Raw genomic sequence first — 23902 nt, 5'->3', positions numbered from 1 at the left:
TAAATGTCACAAGGATTAGTAACTGCATCTTATATCGTGGCCGCCGTGCTCTTTATCATGAGCCTGGCCGGTCTGTCCAGGCAGGAGTCGGCCAAGGCCGGTAACTGGTATGGCGTGGCGGGCATGACCATTGCCCTGCTGGCCACCATTTTTAACCCCGAGGTCACCGGCCTGGGCTGGATTATCGTGGCTATGGCCATTGGGGCCGCTATCGGCATTCGCTTTGCGCTCAAGGTGGAAATGACCGAAATGCCGGAGCTGATTGCTATTCTGCACAGCTTTGTGGGGCTGGCTGCGGTCTTTGTGGGCTACAACACCTATATCGATCACGGTGACCTGTCCGGTGCCATGCTGAACATTCACAATACCGAAGTCTTCCTTGGTGTGTTTATCGGTGCGGTCACCTTTACCGGCTCCATCGTCGCTTTTGGCAAGCTGCGCGGCCTGGTGTCCTCCAAGCCGCTGACCCTGCCGCACCGTCACAAACTCAACCTGCTGGCAGTGGTGGTGTCGGCCATGCTGCTGATCTGGTTTGTGCAGGTGGAAGGCTCTACCTTCGCTCTGCTGGTGATGACACTGATCGCCCTGGCCTTTGGCTGGCATCTGGTGGCCAGCATCGGCGGTGCCGACATGCCGGTGGTGATCTCCATGCTCAACTCCTACTCGGGCTGGGCGGCGGCGGCGGCGGGCTTTATGCTGTCCAACGATCTGCTGATTGTGACCGGCGCCCTGGTGGGCTCCTCCGGTGCCATTCTGTCCTACATCATGTGCCGGGCCATGAACCGCTCCTTCATTTCGGTGATCGCCGGTGGCTTTGGCTCCGACGGCACAGTGTCTTCCGGTGAGGAAGAAGAGGGCGAATACACGGAAGTGAACGCCGAAGATGTGGCCGACATGCTGAAGAATTCCAGCTCGGTGATCATCACTCCCGGCTATGGTATGGCGGTGGCCCAGGCCCAGTATCCGGTGGCGGAGCTGGTATCCAGGCTGTGCGCGGCGGGCGTCAAGGTGCGCTTTGGTATTCACCCGGTGGCGGGTCGTCTGCCCGGCCATATGAACGTGCTGCTGGCGGAAGCCAAGGTGCCCTACGATGTTGTGCTGGAAATGGACGAGATCAACGACGATTTCGACGATACCGATACCGTGCTGGTGATTGGTGCCAATGACACCGTCAACCCCTCGGCGGCGGAAGACCCGGCCAGCCCCATCGCCGGCATGCCGGTGCTGGAAGTGTGGAAAGCCCAGCAGGTGGTGGTGTTCAAGCGCTCCATGAATACCGGCTATGCCGGGGTGCAGAACCCGCTGTTCTTCCGGGAAAACAGCGTTATGCTGTTTGGCGACGCCAAAGACAGCGTGGACAATATTCTGCGCGCGCTGTAAGCGCCGGAAACGATTCGAGGGACGCTGCGGCGTCCCTTTTGTTTTGCATGTACAGATAAAAAAGAGAGCCGAAGCTCTCTTTTTTATTCAGGACCTGGTGTTCACTACAGCTGCACAGATTAGTTGCCGCGGTAGGTAGAAAAGCCGTAAGGGCTCAGCAGCAGCGGCACATGGTAATGCTCTACCTGGCCATCGGCACTGAAAATTACCGGAATTTCGGGGAAGAAGGTGGCTGTGTCGTGCTTTTCAAACCACTCACCGGTTTCAAACGTCACTTTATAGGTGCCTTTTTCAAGCTCCTTGCCTTCCGGGTACAGGGCGGTAATACGACCCTGTTCGTTGGTGATGGCACTGTTAAGCTGTACCCAGTTATCTCCCTGCTTCTGCTCCAGTACTACCTTCACATCGGGGGAAGGCAGACCATTTTCCAGGTTGAGTACATGAACGCTCAGCGGGTTGCCGGCAGCGAAGGTCAGGGTGGATACACCGGCCATCATGGCGCCGGCCAGAACATGTTTAAAATTCATGGCGATTCTCCGTGGTTAAGATTGGGTATAGCGTCACTGCTTGTATGTTCGCCGTGTCTGGCGAGATGGGCTCATCATGCCTGAGCTCGTCTTGCAAACCGCTTACTGCTTCATTACAAAACTGTCATTCGGCCGGCAACACACGGTTCTAATGGTAGACTGGCTTTATTAAATGGCACTGAGCGAGGCTGCATATGCGCATTCTGGTAGTAGAAGACGAAGCCAAAATTGCCGATTACCTTAAAAAGGGGTTTACCGAGTCCGGTTATCAGGTCGAGATAGCCAAAGACGGGCTGGAGGGGCGCTATCTGCTGGAAGAAAGCGTCTTTGATCTGGTGATCCTGGACATTATGCTGCCGGGGCTGAATGGCTGGCAGTTGTTACAGTTTATTCGCAGCGAAAGCGATACGCCCGTTATTTGCCTGAGTGCCCGGGATGCGGTGGAAGATAAGGTTCGTGGCCTGGAGCAGGGGGCCGATGACTATCTGGCCAAGCCGTTTTCGTTCGCCGAGCTGCTGGCCCGGGCCCGCAAGTTGTTGCGCCGGGGCAAGCCGGCCGAGCCGGTGTTTTATCAGCTGGCGGATCTGCAGCTGGATCCGCTGGCACGCCGGGTCAGCCGCAGCGGGCAGCGCATTGATCTTACCAATAAGGAATTTACTTTGTTACAGCTGCTGCTGTCTCATCAGGGCGAGGTACTGTCGCGTACTTATATTGCGTCACAGGTATGGCATATGAATTTTGACAGTGACACCAATGTGGTAGACGTTGCCATTCGCCGGTTGCGGGCCAAAATTGACGACGGCTTTGAGCCCAGGGTCATTCATACTGTGCGTGGCATGGGCTATGTCTGCGAGCTGAGAGAATGAAACAGATCCTGTCTTCGTTAAGTTTCAGGCTGGCACTGATGTTTGCGCTGGTCAGTGCCGTGCTGCTGGGCAGTATTGGTTTTTATCTCTATTTTTCACTGGAGCGTGAACTGGCCTGGCGGGATGATCAGAGCCTGCTCGGGCGTCTGGAACACATGCAGGCGCTGTTGACAAGCAGTGACAGTATCAAGGATTTACGCGACCGGCCTACGCTTTATGCCAATATGCTGGGCAATGAAGACAGCCTGTTATGGGTGCTGGATCAGGATGGTGAAGTACTGATCTCGGTGAATCCGGCCGGACTATCGGTACCTGTTGGCCTTTCCGCCGGGCAAACCCGTCTGGGTTATAACGAGGAAGGTAATGCCCGCCTTGCGTGGCATTACCTTAAACAAGGTAACCTTAATCTGATGTTGGTGGCGGGCAAGCTGCTGGCGCCAAGAGAGCAGATGCTGGCCGCCTACCGCCTGCGTTTGTTACTGGCGCTGGCAGGAGGGGCGCTGATAGCATTTTTATTGGGTTGGCTGGTCAGCCGGCGTGGCTTGATGCCGGTACGACGGCTGGCTAAGCAGGCAGGAGCCATTGATGTTCGCGAGCTGCACCGGCGTCTGAATACACGGCAATTACCTGAAGAGCTGCGTGAACTTGGCCATAGTCTCAACCATATGCTGGCTCGCCTGGAAGAGGGGTTTGGCAGGCTGTCGCGTTTTTCGGAAGATCTGGCTCATGAGGTCCGCACTCCGCTCAGTAATCTGATGGGGCATACCGAACATGTTTTACGCCGGAACCGCAGTACGGAAGAGTATGAAAGTTTGCTGGCGTCTCACCTGGAAGAGTATCAACGGCTGAGCCGTATGATTAACAGTATGCTTTTTCTGGCTCGCACCGAGCAGCCTCAGGCAGTGATTCAAGCTGAAGCGGTCACCCTGTCTATGCTGGTTGAACAGTTGTGTGAATATTTTGAAGGCATGGCAGAAGAGGCTGATACCAGCCTGGTTAACCAGGCCCACGGTGAAGTGTGGGCTGATCAGGAGCTGCTGCGCCGGGCGCTGGCCAATTTGCTGGCCAATGCCTTGCGTTATGGTGAGCCGGGACAGCCTATAGTGATTGGCAGTGAACACACTAGCAACAGCACTGTGATCAGCGTACACAATCACGGGCCGGCCATTGCCGCTGAGCACCTGCCCCGGCTGTTCGACCGCTTTTATCGCTGTGATCCTTCCCGCACTCAGGGAGGGGATACGGGTGGCCTCGGGCTGGCCATTGTCGACTCCATCATGCAGCTGCATGGCGGTAACGTCAGCGTGCGCAGCGATAACAGGGGCACAGTGTTTATGTTGCATTTTCCCATCAACGTTGCCATCGAGCCAGGCCGTGCTGATCCAGATAAGCGATGGTAAAGCCGGTCGCCTTGCCATTTTCCACAGTGAAATGCACCGAGCTGCGCGAACCTGCAGGCGCATTTTCATTATTGGGTTCAATGGCAAAGGTGTTACCACTCCAGTGAGTAAGGGGCAGCGGCACTCTGGCCGGCCCCAATGTCAGCAATAGTGCCCCTTGTTGCTGAGTGATAACGGCGGGGCCAAAATATGTGCTTTTATATTCACCGGTATAAGATTCATTTGCCTGTGCCGGCGTGGGAGATGCCGGGGCTTGCTGGCCTGCCAGATCTCCCACCGGCTGATACAGGGTCTTCATGGGCTCACGGTAGGCAGCATACCAGTCACGTTGCGGGCTGCCATAGCGTACTGTATCGGTAAAATCGGCAATCAGGCTTTCAGGCACGCCCACAGGGCCGCCGTTGGTGAGCACGACCATACCTATGTCTGCGGCCGGCCAGAGCTGAAACGCCGTGCTGGCACCCAGCAAAAATGCTCCCGAGTGGCCCAGGCGCAGATCGCCGGCTTCATCAAACCCCACATTAAACCCATAACCATAAAAAGAGGGTGGTTTCAGCAGACTGGGCAGCGGTTTATGCAGAGTTTGCGGGCTCATGGCCGGCAGCAGGGCCGCTTGTGTCAGTAAAGCTGATTCCCCCTTGCCGGTGTTGAGCAGTAATTTCAGCCACAGTGCCAGATCAGCAACCGATGAGGACACACCACCGGCAGGGGACTGAGCATCCGGAGTTCGCTGATAGAGCGGCAGAAACTGCTCATTTTCAAATGCATGCAAGCTGGCCCGGTTATCATGCGCCAGATAATCCTGATAGCGCGCACTGGTGCGCGTCATGCCCAGCGGCTGAAACAGGCTGGCTTCAGCCAGTTGTTCCCAGCTGGTGTTTGCGGCTGCAGCAACGGCTTCTGCAGCAGTGGTAGTGCTGAAATTGGCATAAGCATGAGACAGGCGAAAAGCGGTCAGGGGCTGTTGCTGCAGCCTGGCTATAATCTGCGCTCTGGAAAAGCCGATATCTTCCAGCTCGTCGCCGGCGGCAGCGGGCAGGCCAGAGCGGTGCGCCATCAAGTCCCCTATGGTGGCCTGCCTGGTTACATAGGCTGAGGCCAGTGCAAAATCGGGTAAATAGTCTGACACCGGATCATGCCAGCCGAGCTTGCCCTGAGTGATCTGGGTCGCGGCAATGGTAGCACTGATGGGTTTGGACAAAGACGCCAGCTGAAACACGGTATGTTCGTCCACCGCCCCGGGTTCGCCTTTCTTTCTGATACCAAACCCTTTGGCGAACAGGGTTTTATTATTATGCACCACGGCCACGGCAATGCCCGGTACGCCACTGCGCTGCTGAGTGCTGGCAATGTAGCCGGGCAGTTTTTCCAGCGCGGCTAATACGGCATCCTCTGAAACGTTTTGTTGGGCCTGTGCCAACACCGGCGTTGTGCTGACACCCAGAGCCAGTACAGTAACCAGCATGCTGGCTCTGGCAGAAAACAGTGATATGACGCCCATAAAGAAAGTCCGTTAAAAATGAATGAGTTCAAGATTATGCACAGCCGGCCAGATACGCCAGTCAATCAGAGCATGGATATAGGCCGGGGCTGGCCTTGCTGATTGCCAATTCATTAATAAACCCTTATTTTACAAAGGATTAAATAAAGGAGCAGAATAATGACAAGCAAAGGCGGGCTAGTGTCGCTGACACTGCCGGTGATGATGGGATATTTGCCGCTGGGAGCCGTGTTTGGCGTGCTTTGGGTGGATGCCGGGCTGACCTGGTACTGGGCACCGCTGATGAGTGTGCTGGTGTATGCCGGTGCCATGCAGTATCTGGCGGTGGGCTTGCTGGCTGCCGGCATTGGCTGGGTTGATCTGGCAGTAGCAGCGCTGCTGGTCAATTTCCGTCACTTGTTCTATGGCCTGTCGCTTTATCATTTGCTGCCCAAAGGCGTGATTGGCCGGCAGTACTTTATTTTTGGCATTACCGACGAAACCTATTCTCTGCTCAGTGCCTCGGGCAGAGTAAAAGATCCTGAAACCGCACTTTGGGTGGTATTGCTCAATCAAAGCTACTGGGTGCTGGGTACCCTGATTGGCATGGTGCTGGCAAAGGGATTACCGCCGGGCCTGCAGGGGCTGGATTTTGCTCTGACAGCACTGTTTACCGTGCTGGCAGTAGAGCAGATCCGCGCCAGAAAAGACTGGGGAGCAGTAGCGCTGGGCGTGGTGGCTGCGGCTGTCTCTGCCATTTGGATGAGTGAGTACTTCCTGCTGGCTGCCTCCCTTATGCTGGTGCTGGTATTGCTGGCCTGGCCCGAGCACAAGAAAAAGGAGAAGCCGGCGCATGTCTGATGTGGATTATCTGTGGGCCGCGCTGATCATGGGGGGCGTTACCTTTGCTCTGCGCGCATTTCCCTTTGTAGCCAGAGGCGTTATTGCTCATCATCATCGTATTCAGGTCCTGGGCCGGCGGCTTCCGGTGGCCATGATGGTATTACTGACCCTGTATGCGGTAGGAGTGCATCACTGGAGTTCTCCTGCCGATGGCCGGGATCAGTTAATTGCCGTTGTGGTCGTGGCGGTGCTGCAATTATGGCGGCGGCAGGCGCTGACCAGCATTCTGGCGGGTACTCTGGTCTATATGACACTGGTTAATGGCTGGATTGGACTCTGAACCGGGCTGTTTTCGGCTATAATGCCGGTCTTTCTTGTTTAAAAGGAACCGAACATGAGTATTTCTGTACCCGTACGTCTGATGGGGCTGGCTGCCCTGTGTCTGAGTGGCCTGAGTCAGGCTGAGACCTTTGTGTTTACTGCCATTCCGGATCAGGATGAGCGCCGTCTGACCGAGCGTTTTGGCAAAATTGCCGACTATCTTTCCGAGCAGCTGAACGTAGACGTGAAATATGTTCCGGTAAAAAGTTATCCGGCCGCGGTCAGCGCTTTTCGTAACGATCAGGTTCAGCTGGCCTGGTTTGGCGGCCTGACCGGCGTGCAGGCCCGGGAACTGGTGCCCGGCAGTGAAGCGATTGCACAAGGTGCGGAAGACACAGCTTTTGTCAGCTATCTGATTGCTCATGCAAGCACGGGCCTGGCTGCAAGTGAGCAGTTACCTGCTGAACTGGCCGGCAAGCGCTTTACCTTTGGCGACAAGGGCTCTACCTCCGGCCGCCTGATGCCCGAGTTCTTTTTGCGTGAGCACTTTGAGCAGGCTCCGGAAACTTTGTTCTCCCGGGTGGGCTTCTCCGGTGATCACAACCGCACCATCAGTCTGGTGCAGTCCGGTGCCTATGAAGTGGGTGTCGTGAACTACGCAGTATGGGATGCCGAGCTGGAAAAGGGCAATATTGATGAAAGTAAGGTTAAAGTGATCTGGACCAGCCCGGAGTATCCCGATTATCAGTGGAGTATTCGTGGCGATGTAAATGCCCGCTTTGGTGACGGCTTTAAAGAAAAAGTGAAGCAGGCACTGCTGGAGATGAAAGATCCCGAGCTGCTGGCTGCCTTTCCCCGCTCCGGTTTTGTGAATGCGACCAACGACGATTACGCGCCCATTCGTGATACTGCCGTGGCCATTGGCATTATGGATCCTGAACAATAATGAGCGAGCCTGCCAGCCTGTTTCAGTTCCATGATGCCAGCCTTGGCTATGCCGGGCAGCCGGTATTGGAAGCGCTGAATCTGAATGTAAGGCAGGGAGACAAAATCGCCCTGCTGGGTGAGTCGGGCACCGGTAAAAGCACGCTACTGCGCCGGCTGCGTGAACTGCGGCCGGATGAAGTTGCCTGGTGTCCGCAGCAGCCCGGCCTGGTGCCTGTGCTGAGTACCTTTCATAACATTTATATGGGGCGACTGGCAGGCAATCCGTTCTGGTATAACCTGGCCAATCTGGTGAAGCCATTGGCCGGGCCCAAAAAAGAAATTACCGGGCTGGCCAGCCGGCTGGGTCTTTCCGGTCAGCTATGGCAACCGGCAGGAGCGTTATCCGGTGGTCAGCAAAGCCGGGTCAGTCTGGGCCGGGCCCTGTATCAGCAAAAGCCGGTGTTCATTGGTGATGAGCCGGTGTCGGCGCTGGATGAGCGTCAGGCTGCCGACCTGCTCACATTGGTGTGCGAACGCCACCAGACGGTGGTACTGGCGCTGCACAACGTGGAGCAGGCACTTACTCACTGCACTCGCATTGTGGGACTGCGCCGGGGAAGGCTGGTGCTGGATGCGCCCAGCCGTGATCTGACGCCTGCCCAATTACGGGCTTTATATACTTCCTCATGACAACTTCTGCTTCAATGGGGCGAACCAGCCTGTTGTTTGTGGCGCTGGCGCTGCTGTGTCTGCCCTGGGCGGATTTTTCCATTACCGCTGTCGATCCCTGGTTTGAGCTGAGCCGTCTTGGTGCCGGCTTATTGCTACCTGCCTGGCCAGATACAGAAGTACTGCTGGCCGCATTGGCCAATACGCTTTCCTTTGCTCTGCAGGGGGTGGCGCTGGGGGCTGTGTTGGGGCTGGGCCTCGCCTGCGGCTATCGATCGGCGGGGGTGCGCCGGCTGGCAGCAGGACTGCGGGCAGTGCACGAGCTGTTCTGGGCTTTGCTCTTTATGCAACTGCTGGGGCTGTCGGCGCTGGCGGGTGTACTGGCCATCGCACTGCCCTACGCGGGCACCTTTGCCAAGATTTACGGTGAGCTGTTTGAAGAAGCAGATCCGGCCCCCGAGCAGGCACTGGCGGCGGGCTTTGGCCGCTTGACCCGGCTTGTCTATCTGCAATTACCGCTGTGCTGGCGGCAGATGGCGACTTACACCGGATACCGGCTGGAGTGTGGTATTCGCAGCTCCGCGGTGCTGGGTTTTATTGGTCTGCCCACCCTGGGCTACCATCTTGAATCTTTGTTGCGGCAGGGATATTACGATGAAGCCGCCGCTTTTTTTTATGCGCTGGTGCTGATTATCGCTACCCTGCGCTGGTGGTTGCGAAGCCGGCTGGTGCCGCTTTATCTGCTGGCCGCCATTATCTGGCTGCCGCCGGTGGCCAGCCTGAACTGGTCGCTGATGGCCCGTTTTTTTACCGAAGACATTATTCCGGCTCCGCTGAGGGCAGGGGACTGGGCCGGGCTCTGGCCCTGGTGGGCGCAGTTATGGCAGCAGCAGGCAGGGCCCGGACTTGCCAACACCCTGGTGCTGGCACTGGTGTCACTGGTACTGACCGGTATGCTGGCACTGGTATGGTTTCCGGCCATTTCCCGGCGTTTTGGCAATGCCGTCAGCCGACACGCCAGTCATGGCTGGCTGGTGCTGATGCGCTCACTGCCAGAGTATTTACTGGCCTTTGTAGGCATGTTGCTGCTGGGGCCGGGCATGCTGCCGGCCATGCTGGCGCTGGGGCTGCATAACGGGGCCATCATCGCTCATCTGCTCGGGCATCATCTCAACACCCTGAGCCTGCGGGAAGATGCACCGGGCGGTCTCAATCTGTATTTTTTTGAGGTGCTGCCCCGGCTGTATCGTGCCTTTATGGCCTACAGTCTGTATCGTTTTGAGAACCTGATCCGCGAAACGGCAATTCTGGGCATGCTGGGTATTCCCACGCTGGGCTTTTTTATTGATTCGGCCTTCAGTGAATTTCGTTTTGACCGGGCCATGGCGCTGCTGCTGGTGTGCGCCGGACTGAACATACTGGTCGATGTGGCAGCCCGCCGGCTGCGGCAGCGGCTGCACCTGGGCAACCGCGCCGAGGTGCTTTAAAGCACCAGGCCCCCATCAATTTTCAGTACCTGCCCGGTGATGTAGCGGGCCCGCTCACTGGCCAGGAACAACACGCCCTGGGCAATGTCGGCAGGCTCACCCAGGTGGCCAAGGGGAATGCGGGCAGTCAGTTTATCCAGCACCTTTTGCGGCACTGACTGGGTCATTTCTGTATTGATAAAGCCGGGGGCGATGCAGTTGGCTCTTATGTTTGCGCCGCCCCGGGCCAGTTCTTTTGCCCAGCCTTTGGTCATGGCAATAATACCGCCCTTACTGGCAGCGTAGTTGCTCTGGCCGATATTGCCGTCGGTGCCCACGATGGAAGAAATGCTGATAATACTGCCGCTGTGATGCTGCTGCATCAGTGGCAGCATGGCCTGAGTCGTTAAAAATACTCCCTTCAGATTGACCTCCAGCACGCTGTTCCAGTCGGCTTCAGTCATGCTGCCGAGCAGCGCATCCCGGGTAATGCCCGCGTTGTTTACCAGCACATCAAGGCGGCGCTGCTCGCTGTAAATGCGTTCATTAAGTCGTGCCAGCGCAGTTTTGTCACATACATTCAGCGTAACAGCAGTAACATTGTCATACTCTCTCAGCCAGTTTTCTGCCGGTGTCATATCGATATCACAGGCGTAGACCCGGTTTGCGCCGGCCTGAGCCAGGGTTTCACTGATACAGCGGCCCAGCCCGCGGGCAGCGCCGGTGACCACACATACATTGCCTTGCATATCCTGAGTCATGCTGTTCATCACGGATTCCTTATTAAGGTGGTGCCATTTAAGGCTGAAGCAAAGCAATGATAGTATAATTTTTGCGTTGCAGTATATTTTTTGGCCTTATATAAAAGGCTGTTTTATTTCTTGTTGTGCAGCGCAGTGTTAAGCGTGACTGAAAAATAACAGACACAAAAAAGCCCGCACAAGGCGGGCTTTATAACTACGGAAGTAGTGTAATGCTTACTGACCGTTCCAGGCGGCGACCAGAGCACGCTCTTCATCGGTCATGCCGGTGATGTTACCCAGCGGCATATATTTGTTAGCCACAACCTGCTTCACAGTACCGGCCTGCAGCAGCAGATGCTCTTCGGTATCCAGCATGACGCCGGCAGGAGCTGCAGCAAAACCGGGTTGGCTAGGGTTAGCTGCATGGCATTGTACGCAGCGGCTTTCCATTACCTGCAGTACCTGAGCAGTGGTCACTGCGGCTGCGGCAGGGGCGGCTGCCTCTTCGCCGGCAGCGGCAATTTCAGACTGAGTCGCAGCCGGAGCAACTGCAGCAGGAGCCGGGGTGGATTTGGGCGCGCCAATCCAGATAGCAACCAGCAGCAGTGCAACACCGGCAATCGGGTAACCCGGACGAATGTGACCGGCGTGCATCAGCACGAAGTACTGACGGATCAGAGCACCGGCAAAGATGAACAGGGTCATGATCACCCAGGACAGTTCATGGCTGTAGGTGAAGGAGTAATGGTTACTCAGCATCAGCAGCACAACAGGCAGGGTGAAGTAGGTGTTGTGCACGGAACGCTGTTTGCCACGCTTGCCGTCAATCGGGTTTGGCGTTTCACCGGCTTTCATGGCAGCCACCATGCGGCGCTGGCCAGGAATAATCCAGAAGAATACGTTGGCAGACATGGCGGTAGCCATCACCGCACCGGTCAGCAGGAAGGCAGCACGGCCGGAGAAGATATGAGTGCTCAGGTAAGCCACCACCACCATCATGACAGCAACCGCCACGGACAGAATGCCGTCGCGCTCCATGTTGGGGCTGATGCGCTTACACAGCTCGTTATACACGATCCAGCCCAGCAGCAGGAATGCCAGCGCGGCAATGTTAGCCTGCCAGCCAGTCATGTTGGCGGCCCACTCCCAGGGAGAATTGCGGTTAACCAGGTAGAAGCTGGGCTTGGTCAGATACAGCAGGGTGAACAGACCAAAACCTGACAGCCAGGTGGTGTAAGACTTCCAGAACGACCAGTGCAGGTCTTCGGGCAGCTGCTCGGGGCTGGTTGCATATTTCTGGTTGTGGTAAAAACCACCGCCGTGCACGGCCCACATTTCACCGAACACGCCTTTTTTCTTGCATTCTTCAGACTTGGGCGGACGCAGGCCGTTGTCGAGCATTACGAAATAAATGGATTCCCCTACCCAGGCAATGGCGGCAATCACGTGCAGCCAGCGGAGCAGCAGGTTACCAAAATCCAGCAGATACGCTTCCATGATGGTCTTACCTTCTCTGTTTCATTTGTATTGTTTGAGACCCTAGCGCATCGAAACAGATGCCCTGCCACTGGCGGGAGCTGAGACCACATGCGCTGCCTTGTGATTATCAAACTGTATACAGTTCAAAAATTAAACTGTTGACAATTTGTATGGTGATTTTTTTCAAAAACATGAACTTTGTCAACATTCATTAACAGTTATTTTTCTTGCATTTGCAACCATTTGGTTGGGTTTAGTGCAGGTTGACATGAAAAAGTAAAAGCTAATCAATGGTTTAAAGTTTTACCCTGAGGGAGATCACCAATTTGACCCACGAGTGAACTTTAAACGGCCGACATCATAGCGCATCTGCTTGTCGCTGCAACTATGCCGGCACGTCAGATTGAGACCGGAATCAGGTCATTATGTTTACATATGAATTCTCGGGCGGTATTCAATCGGTCTGGTAGCTCCTGAACTGAGCGACTCTGCAGGCGAGTAAATGGTGCAGGTGAGCAGGTTCAAAATCCGGGGCAAGCGCATTGAGCACATGGGCTACGCTTTCCAGCGTAGACAAGTTTTGCCCGCCGGGCCCTTTGCGCATGAGATAACGGCCGGCAGGGGCCCGGCTGAAACTGAGCTGTGGCAGCGTATTCAGCCAGGGATTAAGGTAACGCAGCAAGCGGGTTTTGCGCCAGGTGCCATCGAGCACGATCAGACCGCCAATATCGGTTCTGATGCCGGGCTGTGAATCCACATCGGCGGCATTTTCTCCCGGATACAGCAGCCACCAGCGCCCTTGTGCCGGTGCCGGGAGCGGCGGCATGCGCTCTGCGACTATCCGTTGCAGGCCGGGCAGGGCCAGCTGCAGTAATGGCACTGTGCTTTTGGCGTGTCTGGCTTCCTGCGGATGTTGCAACACTACCACCGGCAAGGGGCAGGCCTGAGCGTTCACCTCGGCACACAGACAGGTGCGTTCCGGCAGAGCACAGCGGGGGCAGACAAGGCGGGACATATACCATCCTGACTGAGAAAAGGCCGATCATAACGGTGCAGAACCAGGGAAGAAAGTGCGAGGCGGCATCAGATGCATTGTGAAGCGTCGCCGAATAGGCGAAAATACTCACAGTTCAAATAACCCCAGCGGATTTCATGTTTTAAGGCGCTTTCGCCGCCGGCTCCGGTCCGTGTCAACCCAGAAGATTACACCATGTCAAACAGCACCATAGCGCAGGAAATTGCCAAGCGCCGCACTTTTGCCATTATTTCTCACCCTGATGCCGGTAAAACCACTATCACCGAAAAAGTGCTGCTGCACGGTCAGGCCATTCAGAGTGCCGGCACCGTCAAGGGCCGGGGGTCTGGCCAGCATGCCAAATCTGACTGGATGGAGATGGAAAAGGAGCGGGGGATCTCGGTCACGACTTCTGTGATGCAGTTCCCCTACAACGACTGCCTGGTTAACCTGCTGGATACCCCAGGCCACGAAGACTTTTCGGAAGACACCTACCGCACCCTGACGGCAGTAGATTCCTGCCTGATGGTGATCGATGCTGCCAAGGGGGTGGAAGACAGAACCCGCAAGTTGATGGAGGTGACCCGGTTGCGGGATACCCCCATCATTACGTTCATGAACAAGCTTGACCGGGACATTCGTGATCCCATGGAGCTGCTCGACGAAGTAGAAACCGAGCTGAATATCATGTGCGCGCCGGTCACCTGGCCCATTGGCAGCGGCAAGCTGTTCAAAGGGGTGTATCACCTGCACCGGGATGAGACCATTTTATATCAGTCCGGTCAGGGACATACCATTCAGGATGTACGCATTATCAAGGGACTGTCCAACCCTGAACTGGACGAAGCCGTGGGCGATGGCCTGGCCGAACAGCTGCGGGAAGAGCTGGAGCTGGTGATGGGGGCTTCCAACGAGTTTGATCAGGAGCTGTTCCTGGCTGGCGAACTGTGCCCGGTATTTTTTGGTACTGCGTTGGGCAACTTTGGTGTGGATCATATGCTGCAGGGCCTGACTCAATGGGCACCGGCCCCTCAGCCTCGCCAGACCCACGAGCGTGAAGTGACGGCTGACGACGACAAGTTCTCTGGTTTTGTGTTCAAAATACAGGCCAATATGGATCCTCGCCACCGCGACCGTATCGCTTTTATGCGCATTGTATCGGGTAAATATACCCAAGGCATGAAGATGAAACACGTGCGCATCGGCAAGCAGGTGAGCATTTCCGATGCAGTCACCTTTATGGCCGGTGATCGTGAGCGGGCGGAAGAGGCGTATGCCGGCGATATCATCGGACTGCACAACCACGGCACTATTCAGATTGGTGATACCTTTACGCAGGGTGAAGACCTCAAGTTTTCCGGTATTCCTAACTTTGCCCCTGAGCTGTTCCGCCGTATTCGTCTGCGCGACCCGCTCAAGCAAAAACAGCTTCTCAAAGGACTGGTGCAGTTGTCGGAAGAAGGTGCTGTACAGGTATTCCGGCCACTGGATAACAACGATCTGATTGTGGGTGCCGTGGGGGTGCTGCAGTTTGATGTCGTGGTGGCCCGCCTGAAGGCAGAATATAATGTTGATGCTCTGTACGAGTCTGTCAACGTGTCCACCGCCCGCTGGGTGTATGGCAGTGATGCTAAAAAACTGGACGAATTTCAGCGTAAGGTATCTGCAAACCTGGCCTTGGACGGCGGCGACAACCTCACCTATATCGCCCCCACCATGGTGAATCTGAACCTGACCCAGGAACGTTATCCGGATATTCAGTTCAGCAAAACCCGGGAGCACTAAGGCATATAAAGTCCTGCAGCCGCCTGACGGCTGCAGGATTTCATCAGGCGTCGCTTTAGCCGGCGCAACCCCTCCGGTCATTTTTTCCTTAAAGGTGTTACACACCTTCTGCCAACTAAAGTGGCAGCTACAATACAGCTACCTTGAAGAAGTCTGCAGATATCGTGTTTTAACGTATGAAACTCACCGACACTCACTGTCATTTCGACTTTGACGCCTTTGCCGATAACAGGGCCGGCCACTGGCAGCGGGCGCAGGCTGCGGGTGTGCACCGGCTGCTGATCCCGGGCGTGGAAGAAGCCCAGTGGCCCGGACTGCCCCGCTTGTGCCGGCAGTTGCCCGGCACCCGCTATGCGCTGGGCTTGCACCCCTGGTGGCTGAAAACGGCGTCTGATCAGTGGCAGCAGAAGCTGATAACAGCGCTAAATAGCGCCGGTAACGATTGTGTGGCCATTGGCGAAACCGGGCTGGATATGGCCTGCAAGGTGCCCATGGAGAAGCAGGAATACGCCTTTGTATTCCAGCTCCGGCTGGCCTGCGAGCGCGGCCTGCCGGTCGTCATGCACAGCCACAAAACCCACGACGTGCTGCTGAAGTGGCTGCGTCGTTACCCGCCGGTGGGCGGTGTGGTACACGGCTTTGCCGGCTCGCTGCAACAGGCACAAAACTTCTGGAAGCTGGGTATTCATATCGGCGTGGGTGGCACCATTACCTATGAGCGGGCGCAAAAGACCCGTAATACCATGGCTGCCATGCCAGCGGAGTCTCTGGTGCTGGAAACCGACGCTCCCGACATGCCGTTGTGCGGCTTTCAGGGCCAGCCCAATCATCCGGAAAGGCTGCCGCTGGTGCTGCAGGCACTGGCGGATATTCGCCAGCAACCGCTCCCGGAGCTGGCTCTGACATTGGAGCAAAATGCAGCGCGATTGCTGCAGTGGTAACGAGGCTTTGCTCATAAAACCATCATTTCATTGAAATAAAGCTCGAAAATAGCCAGCTTTTCTCTACCCTGTGAGAGTCGGTCCTCAGTTTAAGGAAGAAGGCGATGACCCTGATCATGAGTGTGGTGGGCATGGCGGTGCTGGTGCTGATTGCTCTGCTGTTTTCAACTAACCGCAGCGCAGTCCGGCTTCGTACCGTGGCCGGTGCCTTTGCCATTCAGGCGGGGCTGGGAGCGCTTGTTCTGTATGTGCCTGCCGGCCGGGAAATGCTGACGTCATTATCCGATGGGGTGGCCCAGATTATTGCCTATGCCAATGACGGCATGAGCTTTTTATTTGGCGGCCTGGTGGGGGACGCTGCCTTTGAAAGCGGCCTGGGCTTTATCTTTGCGGTACGGGTGCTGCCGGTCATTATCTTCTTTTCGTCACTGATTGCAGTACTTTATTACGTGGGCATCATGCAATGGATTATTCGGCTGCTGGGGGGCGCGCTGCAAAAGGCGCTGGGCACCTCGCGTACCGAATCGCTGTCGGCCACCGCCAATATCTTTGTGGGGCAGACCGAAGCCCCCCTGGTGGTTCGCCCCTATATTGCCCGCATGACCGAATCGGAGTTGTTCGCGGTCATGTGCGGTGGTCTGGCGTCGGTGGCCGGCTCCGTACTGGCGGGTTATGCCTCTTTGGGGGTGCCGCTGGAATACCTGATTGCTGCTTCCTTTATGGCCGCGCCCGGTGGTCTGCTGTTTGCCAAGTTGTTGCTGCCGGAAACCGAAAAACCGGTCGCACAGGAGCACAGTGCCGCCGACGCCGCCACTGCAGATGATGAGCGTCCTGCCAATGTGATTGATGCCGCCGCCTCGGGGGCCAGCGCCGGCATGAAGCTGGCGATGAACGTGGGGGCCATGCTGCTGGCCTTTATTGGCCTGATTGCTCTGATCAACGGCATGCTGGGCGGCATTGGCGGCTGGTTTGGCATGGAAAATCTCAGTCTGGAGTGGTTACTGGGCTGGCTGTTCTCACCGCTGGCGTTTTTGCTGGGAGTGCCCTGGGAGGAAGCCCGGCTGGCGGGCTCCTTTATTGGCCAGAAACTGGTGCTGAACGAGTTTGTGGCTTATGTGAATTTTGCCCCGTACCTGTCGGACGATCTGCTGCTGGAAAGTACCGGACAGGCCATGAGCGAACATACGCGCGCCATTATTTCCTTTGCTCTTTGTGGCTTTGCCAACCTGGCCTCGGTCGCCATTCTGCTTGGCGGCCTGGGTGGTATGGCCCCCGGCCGGCGGCACGATATTGCCCGTCTGGGGCTGAAGGCAGTGCTGGCAGGTACCCTGTCCAACCTGATGTCTGCCACCCTGGCCGGTTTTTTTCTGGCACTGGGTGCGCTTTAACACATCGTTACAGGAGATAACCCCATGAGCAAGGCAGACTCCGCCATCCGCATCCTGAGCCTGATGGATCTGACCAGTCTTAATGACGACGATACCGATGCGAATATCATTGCACTGTGTCACAGTGCGGTAACCACTGCCGGCAGCCCGGCGGCATTGTGTGTGTATGCGCGGTTTGTGCCTTTGGCCAAAACTACACTGCAAGAGCTGGGAGTGGCGAATCATATCCGCGTGGCCACCGTGACCAATTTTCCTGCGGGTGATAGTGATATTGCCGCTGCTGTGCAGCAAACCCGGACAGCCATCGCAAACGGGGCTGATGAGGTGGATCTGGTGTTTCCCTGGCGGGCGCTGATGGCCGGAGACGAGCACATTGGCCTGGCCATGGTCAAAGCCTGCAAGGCCGTCTGTGGTGAACGGCTGCTCAAGGTGATTATTGAAAGTGGTGAGCTGGCCGAGCCGGTCTTAATACAGCGGGCCAGTGAGCTGGCCATTGAGGGTGGAGCCGACTTTATTAAAACTTCTACCGGCAAGGTGGTGGTGAATGCCACTCCTGAAGCGGCAGAAGTGATGCTTAACGTGATTCGCGACAAGGGTGGTCATATCGGCTTCAAGGCTGCTGGCGGAGTGCGCACGCTGGAGCAGGCAGAGGCTTATCTGGCGCTGGCCGCGCGCATTATGGGGCCGGAATGGGCCACGCCGGCGCGGTTTCGTTTTGGTGCTTCCGGCCTGTTGCGTGACCTGCTTAAGGTGTTGCAGCTACCTGAGCAGCACGCCAATAAAACGGCCGGATATTGATCTGATTGATGCCGCTGGTAAAGGCGGAAGGAGACCCGATGAAACGCGCTATTGTGCTGGTACTGGACTCTTTTGGTATTGGTGCCGCTCCCGATGCCGCCAAGTTTGGCGACGCCGGTGCCGATACCCTGGGGCATATTGCTGCCGCCTGTGCCGAAGGCCGGGCCAATGATGGCCGCAGCGGCCCGCTTCACTTGCCCAATCTGGCCCGGCTGGGGCTGTTTCATGCCCATGCCGGCAGCACGGGAGCAGTGGCTAAAGGGGTGCAGCTGCCCGCCGAAGTGACCGGCAGTTACGGCTATGCCGCCGAGCTGTCGTCGGGCAAGGACACACCATCGGGGCACTGGGAAATTGCCGGTGTGCCCGTGCTGTTTGACTGGGGCTACTTTACCGACACCGACAACAGCTTTCCCGCATCCTTGGTGAATGATCTGGTCAGTCAGGCTGGTTTACCGGGCATTCTCGGCAATTGCCATGCCTCGGGCACCACCATTCTGGAACAGCTGGGCGAGGAGCATGTGCGCACCGGCAAACCCATCTGCTACACCTCGGCCGATTCGGTATTTCAGATTGCCTGCCACGAGCAGTACTTTGGCCTGGAACGGCTCTATGCCCTGTGCGAGATTGCCCGGAAATTACTGATGCCGTACAACATCGGCCGGGTTATTGCCCGGCCCTTTGTGGGCGAGAGTGCCGTCGATTTTGTGCGCACCGGTAACCGCCGGGATTACAGTATTGAGCCGCCGGCTTCCACAGTGCTGCAGAAGTTGACCGACGAGCTCAACGGCGAGGTGGTGTCCATCGGCAAAATCGCCGACATTTACGCGCACTGCGGCATCACCCGCAAGATCAAGGCCAGCGGCCATGATGCCTTGTTTGACGCCACTCTGAGTGAGCTGAGCCGGGCCGGCCACAATACCCTGATAATGACCAACTTTGTGGAGTTTGACTCAAGCTTCGGCCACAGACGAAACGTGGCGGGATATGCGGCTGCGCTGGAAGCCTTTGATCGTCGTCTGCCCGAGCTTCTCGGCCAGCTTGCGCCTGATGATCTGCTGATCCTGACCGCGGATCACGGCTGTGATCCCACCTGGCCCGGCACCGAGCATACACGGGAATATATTCCCGTGCTGGCCACCGGTGCCGGTCTTGAGCCGGGTTCGCTGGGCCAGCGGGATACCTTTGCCGATATCGGGCAGACACTGGCAAATTACTTTGGAACCAGCCCCATGAATTACGGGCGTTCCTTTCTCTGAACTTTTTATTCGTTAACGGGAAGAGACAATGGCGACTCCTCATATCAAGGCTGAGCGTGGCGATTTTGCCGATACTGTGCTGATGCCCGGCGATCCGCTGCGGGCCAAATACATTGCCGATACCTTTCTTGCCAATGTGCGCCAGGTGAATGGAGTGCGCAATATGCTGGGCTTTACCGGCAGCTACAAGGGCAGAAGCGTATCCGTGATGGGTCATGGCATGGGCATTCCTTCCGTGTCCATTTATGCCAAGGAACTAATCACCGAGTTTGATGTAAAAAAACTGATTCGAGTAGGTTCCTGCGGTGCAGTACGGGACGACATCAGGCTGATGGATCTGGTGATTGGCCTGGGAGCCAGCACCGAATCAAAAGTGAACCGCACTCGCTTTATGGATCATGATCTGGCGGCCATAGCCGACTTTGCGCTGACTCAGAATGCAGTGATGGCGGCTAATAACCTTAGGGTGCCGGTCAAGGTGGGTAACCTGTTTTCGGCAGATCTTTTCTATACCCCGCAGAGCGAGCTGTTTGAGCTGCTCAGGCGTTACGGCATAGTGGGTGTCGAAATGGAAGCGGCGGGTCTTTATGGTGTGGCGGCGGAATACGGTGCTCAGGCGCTGACCATCTGTACCGTGTCGGATCATATTCTGCGGGGCGAACAACTCAGCGCTGACCAACGCCAGACCGGTTTTGATCAAATGATGGAAGTTGCGCTGGAGTCGGTGTTACTGGAAGTCTGATGGCCGGCGCAGGCGGAGCAGGGTAAAGACCAGCAGAGCGCCCAGCGCGCTGGTCAGGGGCAGCAGCCAGCTCAGGTGCTGATATATACGCCGCCAGATGGATACCTGCTCATCATTCAGTGCAGCACTGGCCATATTGAGTTGCAGAAAGCCGGCAATGCGCTCCTGCTGGTAAATAGCACGCACATAATCCCGGCTCTTGTTGCTTTTATTGGGGGTGACGGCGGCCAGCAGACGTCCGCCACCGTCGTACAGACGTGCCCCCAGCACAAAAGGCGACTGGCTGAGCTCGGTGACCAGCTGCTGCTGGGCATCGCTGTCTTCGGCGGTCAGTGCCCGCAGTGCCTGAAATTCGGCAAAGTCGGCCAGGGCCGACGCCGAGTTTTGATACGGCAGCCGCTGCCAGCGCTGGCCCAGCTGGTTCAGTGCCAGCCACTGCTGTAGTGCCAGCAGTAGCAGCAGCAAGGCTGCCAGCGGCCCGAGCCAGCGTTTGTAATCTGATGGAAGCTTTCTCATGACCGCCAATATTGTCTCTTGCCTGCTTAAAAAGCAATACGCTACCCTGAGCGCCGGTTTGTCGTCATGAAAGGAAGAAAAGTGGCACTGTTTCTAAATGAGTTGCACGAGCGTGTGGTGCAATGGCAGGGCGTGCTGGCCCAGCAAACATATCTTTGGCAGCAGGGTAAATGGATAGCAGGGCAGTTGCCGGCTACCGGTGGCTGGCTGGTTTTGCTGGCGGAACAGCTGAACAAGCAGGCATTTGTCAGCAGCCTGCAGGTGCTGGATGAAGCCGGTGTAAACGCTGAGCTGTGCAAGGTAGAGACGGTGGCAACTCGTGAGCTCGCCGTGCTGCGGTTGTCGTCCTGGTCTCCTGCGCTCAAGGCCGCGCTGCAGCAGCAGGCAACCGACTGGGATGTAGCCTGTGTATCTGAGCTGCCGTCAAGTAACCAGCCCGGTCTGGTGCTGATGGATATGGACTCCACCGCCATTCAGATTGAATGCATAGATGAAATTGCCGCGCTGGCAGGTGTGGGTGAAGAAGTAGCCGCCGTGACCCGAGCTGCGATGGAAGGGGCACTGCCGTTTTCTGAAAGCCTGCGCCGGCGGGTGGCAGCACTGGCCGGTGCCGATGCCAGTATTATTGATGCTGTCATTGACCGCATGCCGCTGATGCCGGGACTGACCGAGCTGGTGACCGGTCTTAAGGCCATGGGCTGGAAAGTGGCGATTGCTTCTGGTGGCTTTGTGCCCTTTGCCCGCCATCTGCAGCACCTGCTGGGGCTGGATGCCGTGTTTGCCAATACCCTGGAAATTGTCGACGGCAAGCTGACCGGCAGAGTGCTGGGCGACATAGTGGATGCCGAGGCCAAGGCTCGTATTCTGGAAACGCTGGCTCAGCAGCACGGCATGGCGCTCAGCCAGACAGTGGCCATTGGCGATGGTGCCAATGATCTGCACATGCTGGCTAAAGCCGGTCTGGGCGTGGCCCTGCATGCCAAGCCGCTGGTACAGGAGCAGGCACCTGTATGCCTGAACCAGCTCAGTCTTGAGGGGGTGTTGGGGCTGCTGCGGGCCCGTTAAGCTGTACTCTTGCCCGTGCCAGATCGGTAATGTTGAAGATCTGGCACTGTAACGCCAGCTCCGCCAGATTTTGTTCCAGCAGTTGGGTTTTATAGAGTGATACCTCAGCCAGCTGATTCCATTCCGGTACATTTAACGTCAGCTGACGTAATTGCAACCGGTTCACTGCAGCAAGACACACAGTGACTCTGTCCTGGCCTGCCATCAGTTGCTGCTGCTGCTCTGCGGCCGGGTTAACCTGCAAGAGTGAAGTCTGATCTGCTTTTTCTGTTATCCATAACTCGGTTACCAGATGGCTTTTGCCATCTGGCCGTTGCAATGCACTTGCCATGGATTGCAGCAGCTGACGAGTAATCAGCAATCCCAGCTGCGCCAGCCTTTTATCGTCGGTGAGCATGGTCATCAGCCGCTGCCGCACCGGACTTGCCAGGCTGCCCTGTACGTAAAACCCTCCATCGTTGCGGCCCAGTAAAAAGGCCGGTCCGGACAGCTGCTGCAATGCCTGCCGGATCAGCCATCTCATCCAGGCGGGTTGCTGGCTTCCTTCGGCTCTTGCCCGCAGCTTGTCCTGGTTCTGGTTCAGCAGTGCACTGAAAAAACGGCTGCCACCGTGGCCTTTAGCCCCTTGAATGGCATGCAGATGCATCACCTTACCGCCCTGGCTGATATTGACTACCCGGTAGGGTAACTTTTTCAGGTTCCAGTCCGGGCTGAGTTTGTTCAGCTCCGGCAGGCTGATGTGAACAGTGGCCGGCAAGGTCAGCTCAACCGGCTGCGGCAGCATCAGTTTCATGCCTGCGACGGAAATATCTTCACTGGCACCGTGTAATGGCTTGTCGTCCAGCAGTAATTCTACCGGCGTTTCAAAACGAAACCGGGTTTCCTTGCGGGCTGGTGACTGACGCAATAACACGGGGGTTATTTGTTTTGCCGGTGATGTCAGCAGCCAGGGCAGCAGCAAACGGCCATTTGCCGGAAGCAGTGTTCGGGGCTCCGGTGCCGGCAAGGGTGTTAACCATAATTGCCATTTGAGTGGTGAAAGCCGCTCCTTGCCCAGCAGATCCAGGTTTTCGGTGATCTGATCAGTAAACAGTACGGGCCGAATGCTCAGATGATAAAGCTGCAGGGTACCTGCACGTTGGCCTTCGCAGATAAACTGTTGTAGCAACTGCTTTTGCAACAACTGACTTTGCTCGGCAGCAAAATAATAGCTGTCCTTTTTACCCTTCAGTTTAAAACCATACAGGAACACAGGCTCATGCTGGCGCGCTGCCATGGCAAGAATTCGTTCGGGAGGCAGCAAGACCGGCAACAAATCACCTGCCTGCTCGTGACACCAGTATTCCAGCAGTTTTTTACCGAAGCGGTTACACAGTATTTCCTGTAATTCGCCCTGCTCATCAAAAAATAATGACTGCCCCAGCCCGGACTCCAGCAGCGTCTGCCCCCAGCACTGCGCCAGCGCTGTACTATACAGATCTTCGGCATTCTGTCCGTAACGTGCCCGGTTTTGTTCGATAAACAATGACAGCGCCTCTTGCCAGGCGGAGTCCGGCTCTATGCGCTGCAGCGCAGCCCGTTCCTGGCGCTGCGTTTTTTCCTGTTCTTTGGCTGAGACAGGCAGCTGTGTCAGCTGAAAGCACTTTGGCTCAGCCAGACAGGCAAATTCCGGCAGCTCGGCAAGCGCAGGAAAAGATACGGATACTTTTTGGGGCAGGATCAATCCGGGGGGCACCGTCAGCATGATGCCACTGACTGAAATATCCAGGGTATTGACCTGAATATGGCCATCTTCAAGATGCAGCTCAGCCGGAGTAACAAACTGCACCCTTGGCTCTTTGCGCCGGGTGCCGAAACCGGGCTGATGCCAGGGAGTGGCATTAAACAACGCCGGTTGTTTGCGCATGGCAGCCAGATCAGCCAACAAGGTTTCGTAGAGGCCCCGGGTATAATCACCGTTATATTGCCCCAGCAGCTGCATAAAACGCTGCTCCAGTTTGGGGGGAAGCATATGGTTAAGGCCACGATGAAATACCTGGCGGCATTGTTCCGGAAACAGCTGCTGTAAATCCAGCACACGCAGGCAGGGCGCTTTCAGCCGGTTGATTTCAGCGGCCAGCTGGTAGCGGGTTTGAGCATCAGCATCGGGTAATAAGCCTGCCAGCAGGGTCTCTGTGTCCTGCTGATAACTTAGCGGGATAAGACGGTTTAGCAAGGCTTTATAAGGGCTGAAGTCCATATCAGTACAGGCTTGAGTGAGCGAAAAACTTAAGCCAGTATAACAGCTTGTTAATT

The 23902-nt window shown here is 56.4% G+C and carries 22 protein-coding genes; 15 read left to right on the top strand and 7 right to left on the bottom strand.

Going from position 1 to position 23902, the window contains the following annotated elements:
- Positions 1-3: 3 nt before the first annotated feature.
- Positions 4-1380, top strand: coding sequence for a Re/Si-specific NAD(P)(+) transhydrogenase subunit beta (pntB, locus tag N2M06_RS13025; protein ID WP_346350969.1), 1377 nt, complete (start codon positions 4-6; stop codon positions 1378-1380).
- Positions 1381-1499: 119 nt separating this feature from the next.
- Here pntB and uraH read toward each other — a convergent pair whose 3' ends face one another.
- Positions 1500-1907, bottom strand: coding sequence for a hydroxyisourate hydrolase (gene uraH, locus N2M06_RS13020; protein WP_019935217.1), 408 nt, complete (start codon positions 1905-1907; stop codon positions 1500-1502).
- A 194-nt stretch (positions 1908-2101) separates the two neighbouring features.
- Between uraH and N2M06_RS13015 the strand changes: the two genes are divergently transcribed.
- Positions 2102-2773 carry a heavy metal response regulator transcription factor gene (locus tag N2M06_RS13015; RefSeq protein ID WP_019935218.1) on the top strand — a complete coding sequence of 224 codons (672 nt, stop codon included), beginning with the start codon at positions 2102-2104 and terminating at the stop codon, positions 2771-2773.
- On the top strand, positions 2770-4173 hold the full coding sequence (locus tag N2M06_RS13010) for a heavy metal sensor histidine kinase (RefSeq protein ID WP_317075823.1): 1404 nt from the start codon (positions 2770-2772) through the stop codon (positions 4171-4173). Before N2M06_RS13015 ends, N2M06_RS13010 begins: the two co-directional genes overlap by 4 nt.
- Here N2M06_RS13010 and N2M06_RS13005 read toward each other — a convergent pair.
- Positions 4124-5674: a serine hydrolase gene (locus N2M06_RS13005; protein ID WP_346350968.1), complete on the bottom strand. Its 1551-nt coding sequence runs from the start codon at positions 5672-5674 to the stop codon at positions 4124-4126. The two genes, N2M06_RS13010 and N2M06_RS13005, sit on opposite strands and share 50 nt — an antisense overlap.
- 159 nt (positions 5675-5833) lie before the next feature.
- Between N2M06_RS13005 and N2M06_RS13000 the strand changes: the two genes are divergently transcribed.
- From N2M06_RS13000 to N2M06_RS12980, 5 genes are read left to right on the top strand one after another with little or no spacing between them, the layout of a single operon-like run.
- Positions 5834-6514, top strand: coding sequence for an AzlC family ABC transporter permease (locus N2M06_RS13000; protein WP_346350967.1), 681 nt, complete (start codon positions 5834-5836; stop codon positions 6512-6514).
- Positions 6507-6836, top strand: coding sequence for an AzlD domain-containing protein (locus N2M06_RS12995; RefSeq protein WP_317075826.1), 330 nt, complete (start codon positions 6507-6509; stop codon positions 6834-6836). The genes N2M06_RS13000 and N2M06_RS12995 overlap by 8 nt, the downstream gene beginning before the upstream one ends.
- A gap of 54 nt (positions 6837-6890) precedes the next feature.
- Positions 6891-7763, top strand: coding sequence for a putative selenate ABC transporter substrate-binding protein (locus N2M06_RS12990; protein WP_346350966.1), 873 nt, complete (start codon positions 6891-6893; stop codon positions 7761-7763).
- Positions 7763-8434 carry an ATP-binding cassette domain-containing protein gene (locus tag N2M06_RS12985; RefSeq protein WP_019935224.1) on the top strand — a complete coding sequence of 224 codons (672 nt, stop codon included), beginning with the start codon at positions 7763-7765 and terminating at the stop codon, positions 8432-8434. The genes N2M06_RS12990 and N2M06_RS12985 overlap by 1 nt, the downstream gene beginning before the upstream one ends.
- Positions 8431-9900, top strand: coding sequence for a hypothetical protein (locus tag N2M06_RS12980; RefSeq protein WP_026344861.1), 1470 nt, complete (start codon positions 8431-8433; stop codon positions 9898-9900). The genes N2M06_RS12985 and N2M06_RS12980 overlap by 4 nt, the downstream gene beginning before the upstream one ends.
- Here N2M06_RS12980 and fabG read toward each other — a convergent pair.
- The 3 genes from fabG to N2M06_RS12965 form a co-directional block, all read right to left on the bottom strand.
- Positions 9897-10649, bottom strand: a complete 753-nt coding sequence (fabG, locus tag N2M06_RS12975) for a 3-oxoacyl-ACP reductase FabG (protein ID WP_346350965.1) — start codon at positions 10647-10649, stop codon at positions 9897-9899. The two genes, N2M06_RS12980 and fabG, sit on opposite strands and share 4 nt — an antisense overlap.
- A 207-nt stretch (positions 10650-10856) precedes the next feature.
- Positions 10857-12119 carry a urate hydroxylase PuuD gene (locus N2M06_RS12970; RefSeq protein ID WP_346350964.1) on the bottom strand — a complete coding sequence of 421 codons (1263 nt, stop codon included), beginning with the start codon at positions 12117-12119 and terminating at the stop codon, positions 10857-10859.
- 436 nt (positions 12120-12555) lie between these two features.
- Entirely contained in the window at positions 12556-13116 is a 561-nt protein-coding gene (locus N2M06_RS12965; RefSeq protein WP_019935228.1) for a tRNA-uridine aminocarboxypropyltransferase, read from the bottom strand.
- Between the two features lie 195 nt (positions 13117-13311).
- On the opposite strand from N2M06_RS12965, the gene prfC reads away from it, so the two are divergent.
- The 6 genes from prfC (at position 13312) to deoD (ending at position 20026) form a co-directional block, all read left to right on the top strand.
- Positions 13312-14901 carry a peptide chain release factor 3 gene (prfC, locus tag N2M06_RS12960; protein WP_346350963.1) on the top strand — a complete coding sequence of 530 codons (1590 nt, stop codon included), beginning with the start codon at positions 13312-13314 and terminating at the stop codon, positions 14899-14901.
- Between the two features lie 176 nt (positions 14902-15077).
- Positions 15078-15842 (top strand): TatD family hydrolase, encoded by a 765-nt coding sequence (locus tag N2M06_RS12955; protein WP_317075830.1) that lies wholly within the window; start codon positions 15078-15080, stop codon positions 15840-15842.
- Positions 15843-15946: 104 nt separating this feature from the next.
- On the top strand, positions 15947-17230 hold the full coding sequence (locus N2M06_RS12950; protein WP_019935231.1) for a NupC/NupG family nucleoside CNT transporter: 1284 nt from the start codon (positions 15947-15949) through the stop codon (positions 17228-17230).
- A 24-nt stretch (positions 17231-17254) separates the two neighbouring features.
- Entirely contained in the window at positions 17255-18028 is a 774-nt protein-coding gene (gene deoC, locus N2M06_RS12945; RefSeq protein WP_346350962.1) for a deoxyribose-phosphate aldolase, read from the top strand.
- A 38-nt stretch (positions 18029-18066) separates the two neighbouring features.
- Positions 18067-19284 carry a phosphopentomutase gene (locus tag N2M06_RS12940; protein WP_317075832.1) on the top strand — a complete coding sequence of 406 codons (1218 nt, stop codon included), beginning with the start codon at positions 18067-18069 and terminating at the stop codon, positions 19282-19284.
- Between the two features lie 28 nt (positions 19285-19312).
- Positions 19313-20026 (top strand): purine-nucleoside phosphorylase, encoded by a 714-nt coding sequence (gene deoD, locus N2M06_RS12935; protein ID WP_019935234.1) that lies wholly within the window; start codon positions 19313-19315, stop codon positions 20024-20026.
- Here deoD and N2M06_RS12930 read toward each other — a convergent pair.
- On the bottom strand, positions 20012-20542 hold the full coding sequence (locus N2M06_RS12930) for a hypothetical protein (RefSeq protein WP_346350961.1): 531 nt from the start codon (positions 20540-20542) through the stop codon (positions 20012-20014). The two genes, deoD and N2M06_RS12930, sit on opposite strands and share 15 nt — an antisense overlap.
- Before the next feature lie 81 nt (positions 20543-20623).
- On the opposite strand from N2M06_RS12930, the gene serB reads away from it, so the two are divergent.
- Complete coding sequence (serB, locus tag N2M06_RS12925; protein WP_346352182.1) at positions 20624-21607, top strand: phosphoserine phosphatase SerB; 984 nt, start codon at positions 20624-20626, stop codon at positions 21605-21607.
- Here serB and N2M06_RS12920 read toward each other — a convergent pair.
- Complete coding sequence (locus tag N2M06_RS12920; RefSeq protein ID WP_346350960.1) at positions 21567-23846, bottom strand: PilZ domain-containing protein; 2280 nt, start codon at positions 23844-23846, stop codon at positions 21567-21569. The two genes, serB and N2M06_RS12920, sit on opposite strands and share 41 nt — an antisense overlap.
- Positions 23847-23902 lie beyond the last annotated feature (56 nt).

It is taken from the genome of Oceanimonas sp. AH20CE76, assembly GCF_039654065.1.
Lineage (GTDB): Bacteria > Pseudomonadota > Gammaproteobacteria > Enterobacterales > Aeromonadaceae > Oceanimonas > Oceanimonas smirnovii.
Note: the sequence above shows the minus strand (reverse complement) of the source record. Positions and strands in the feature narration are given on the sequence as shown.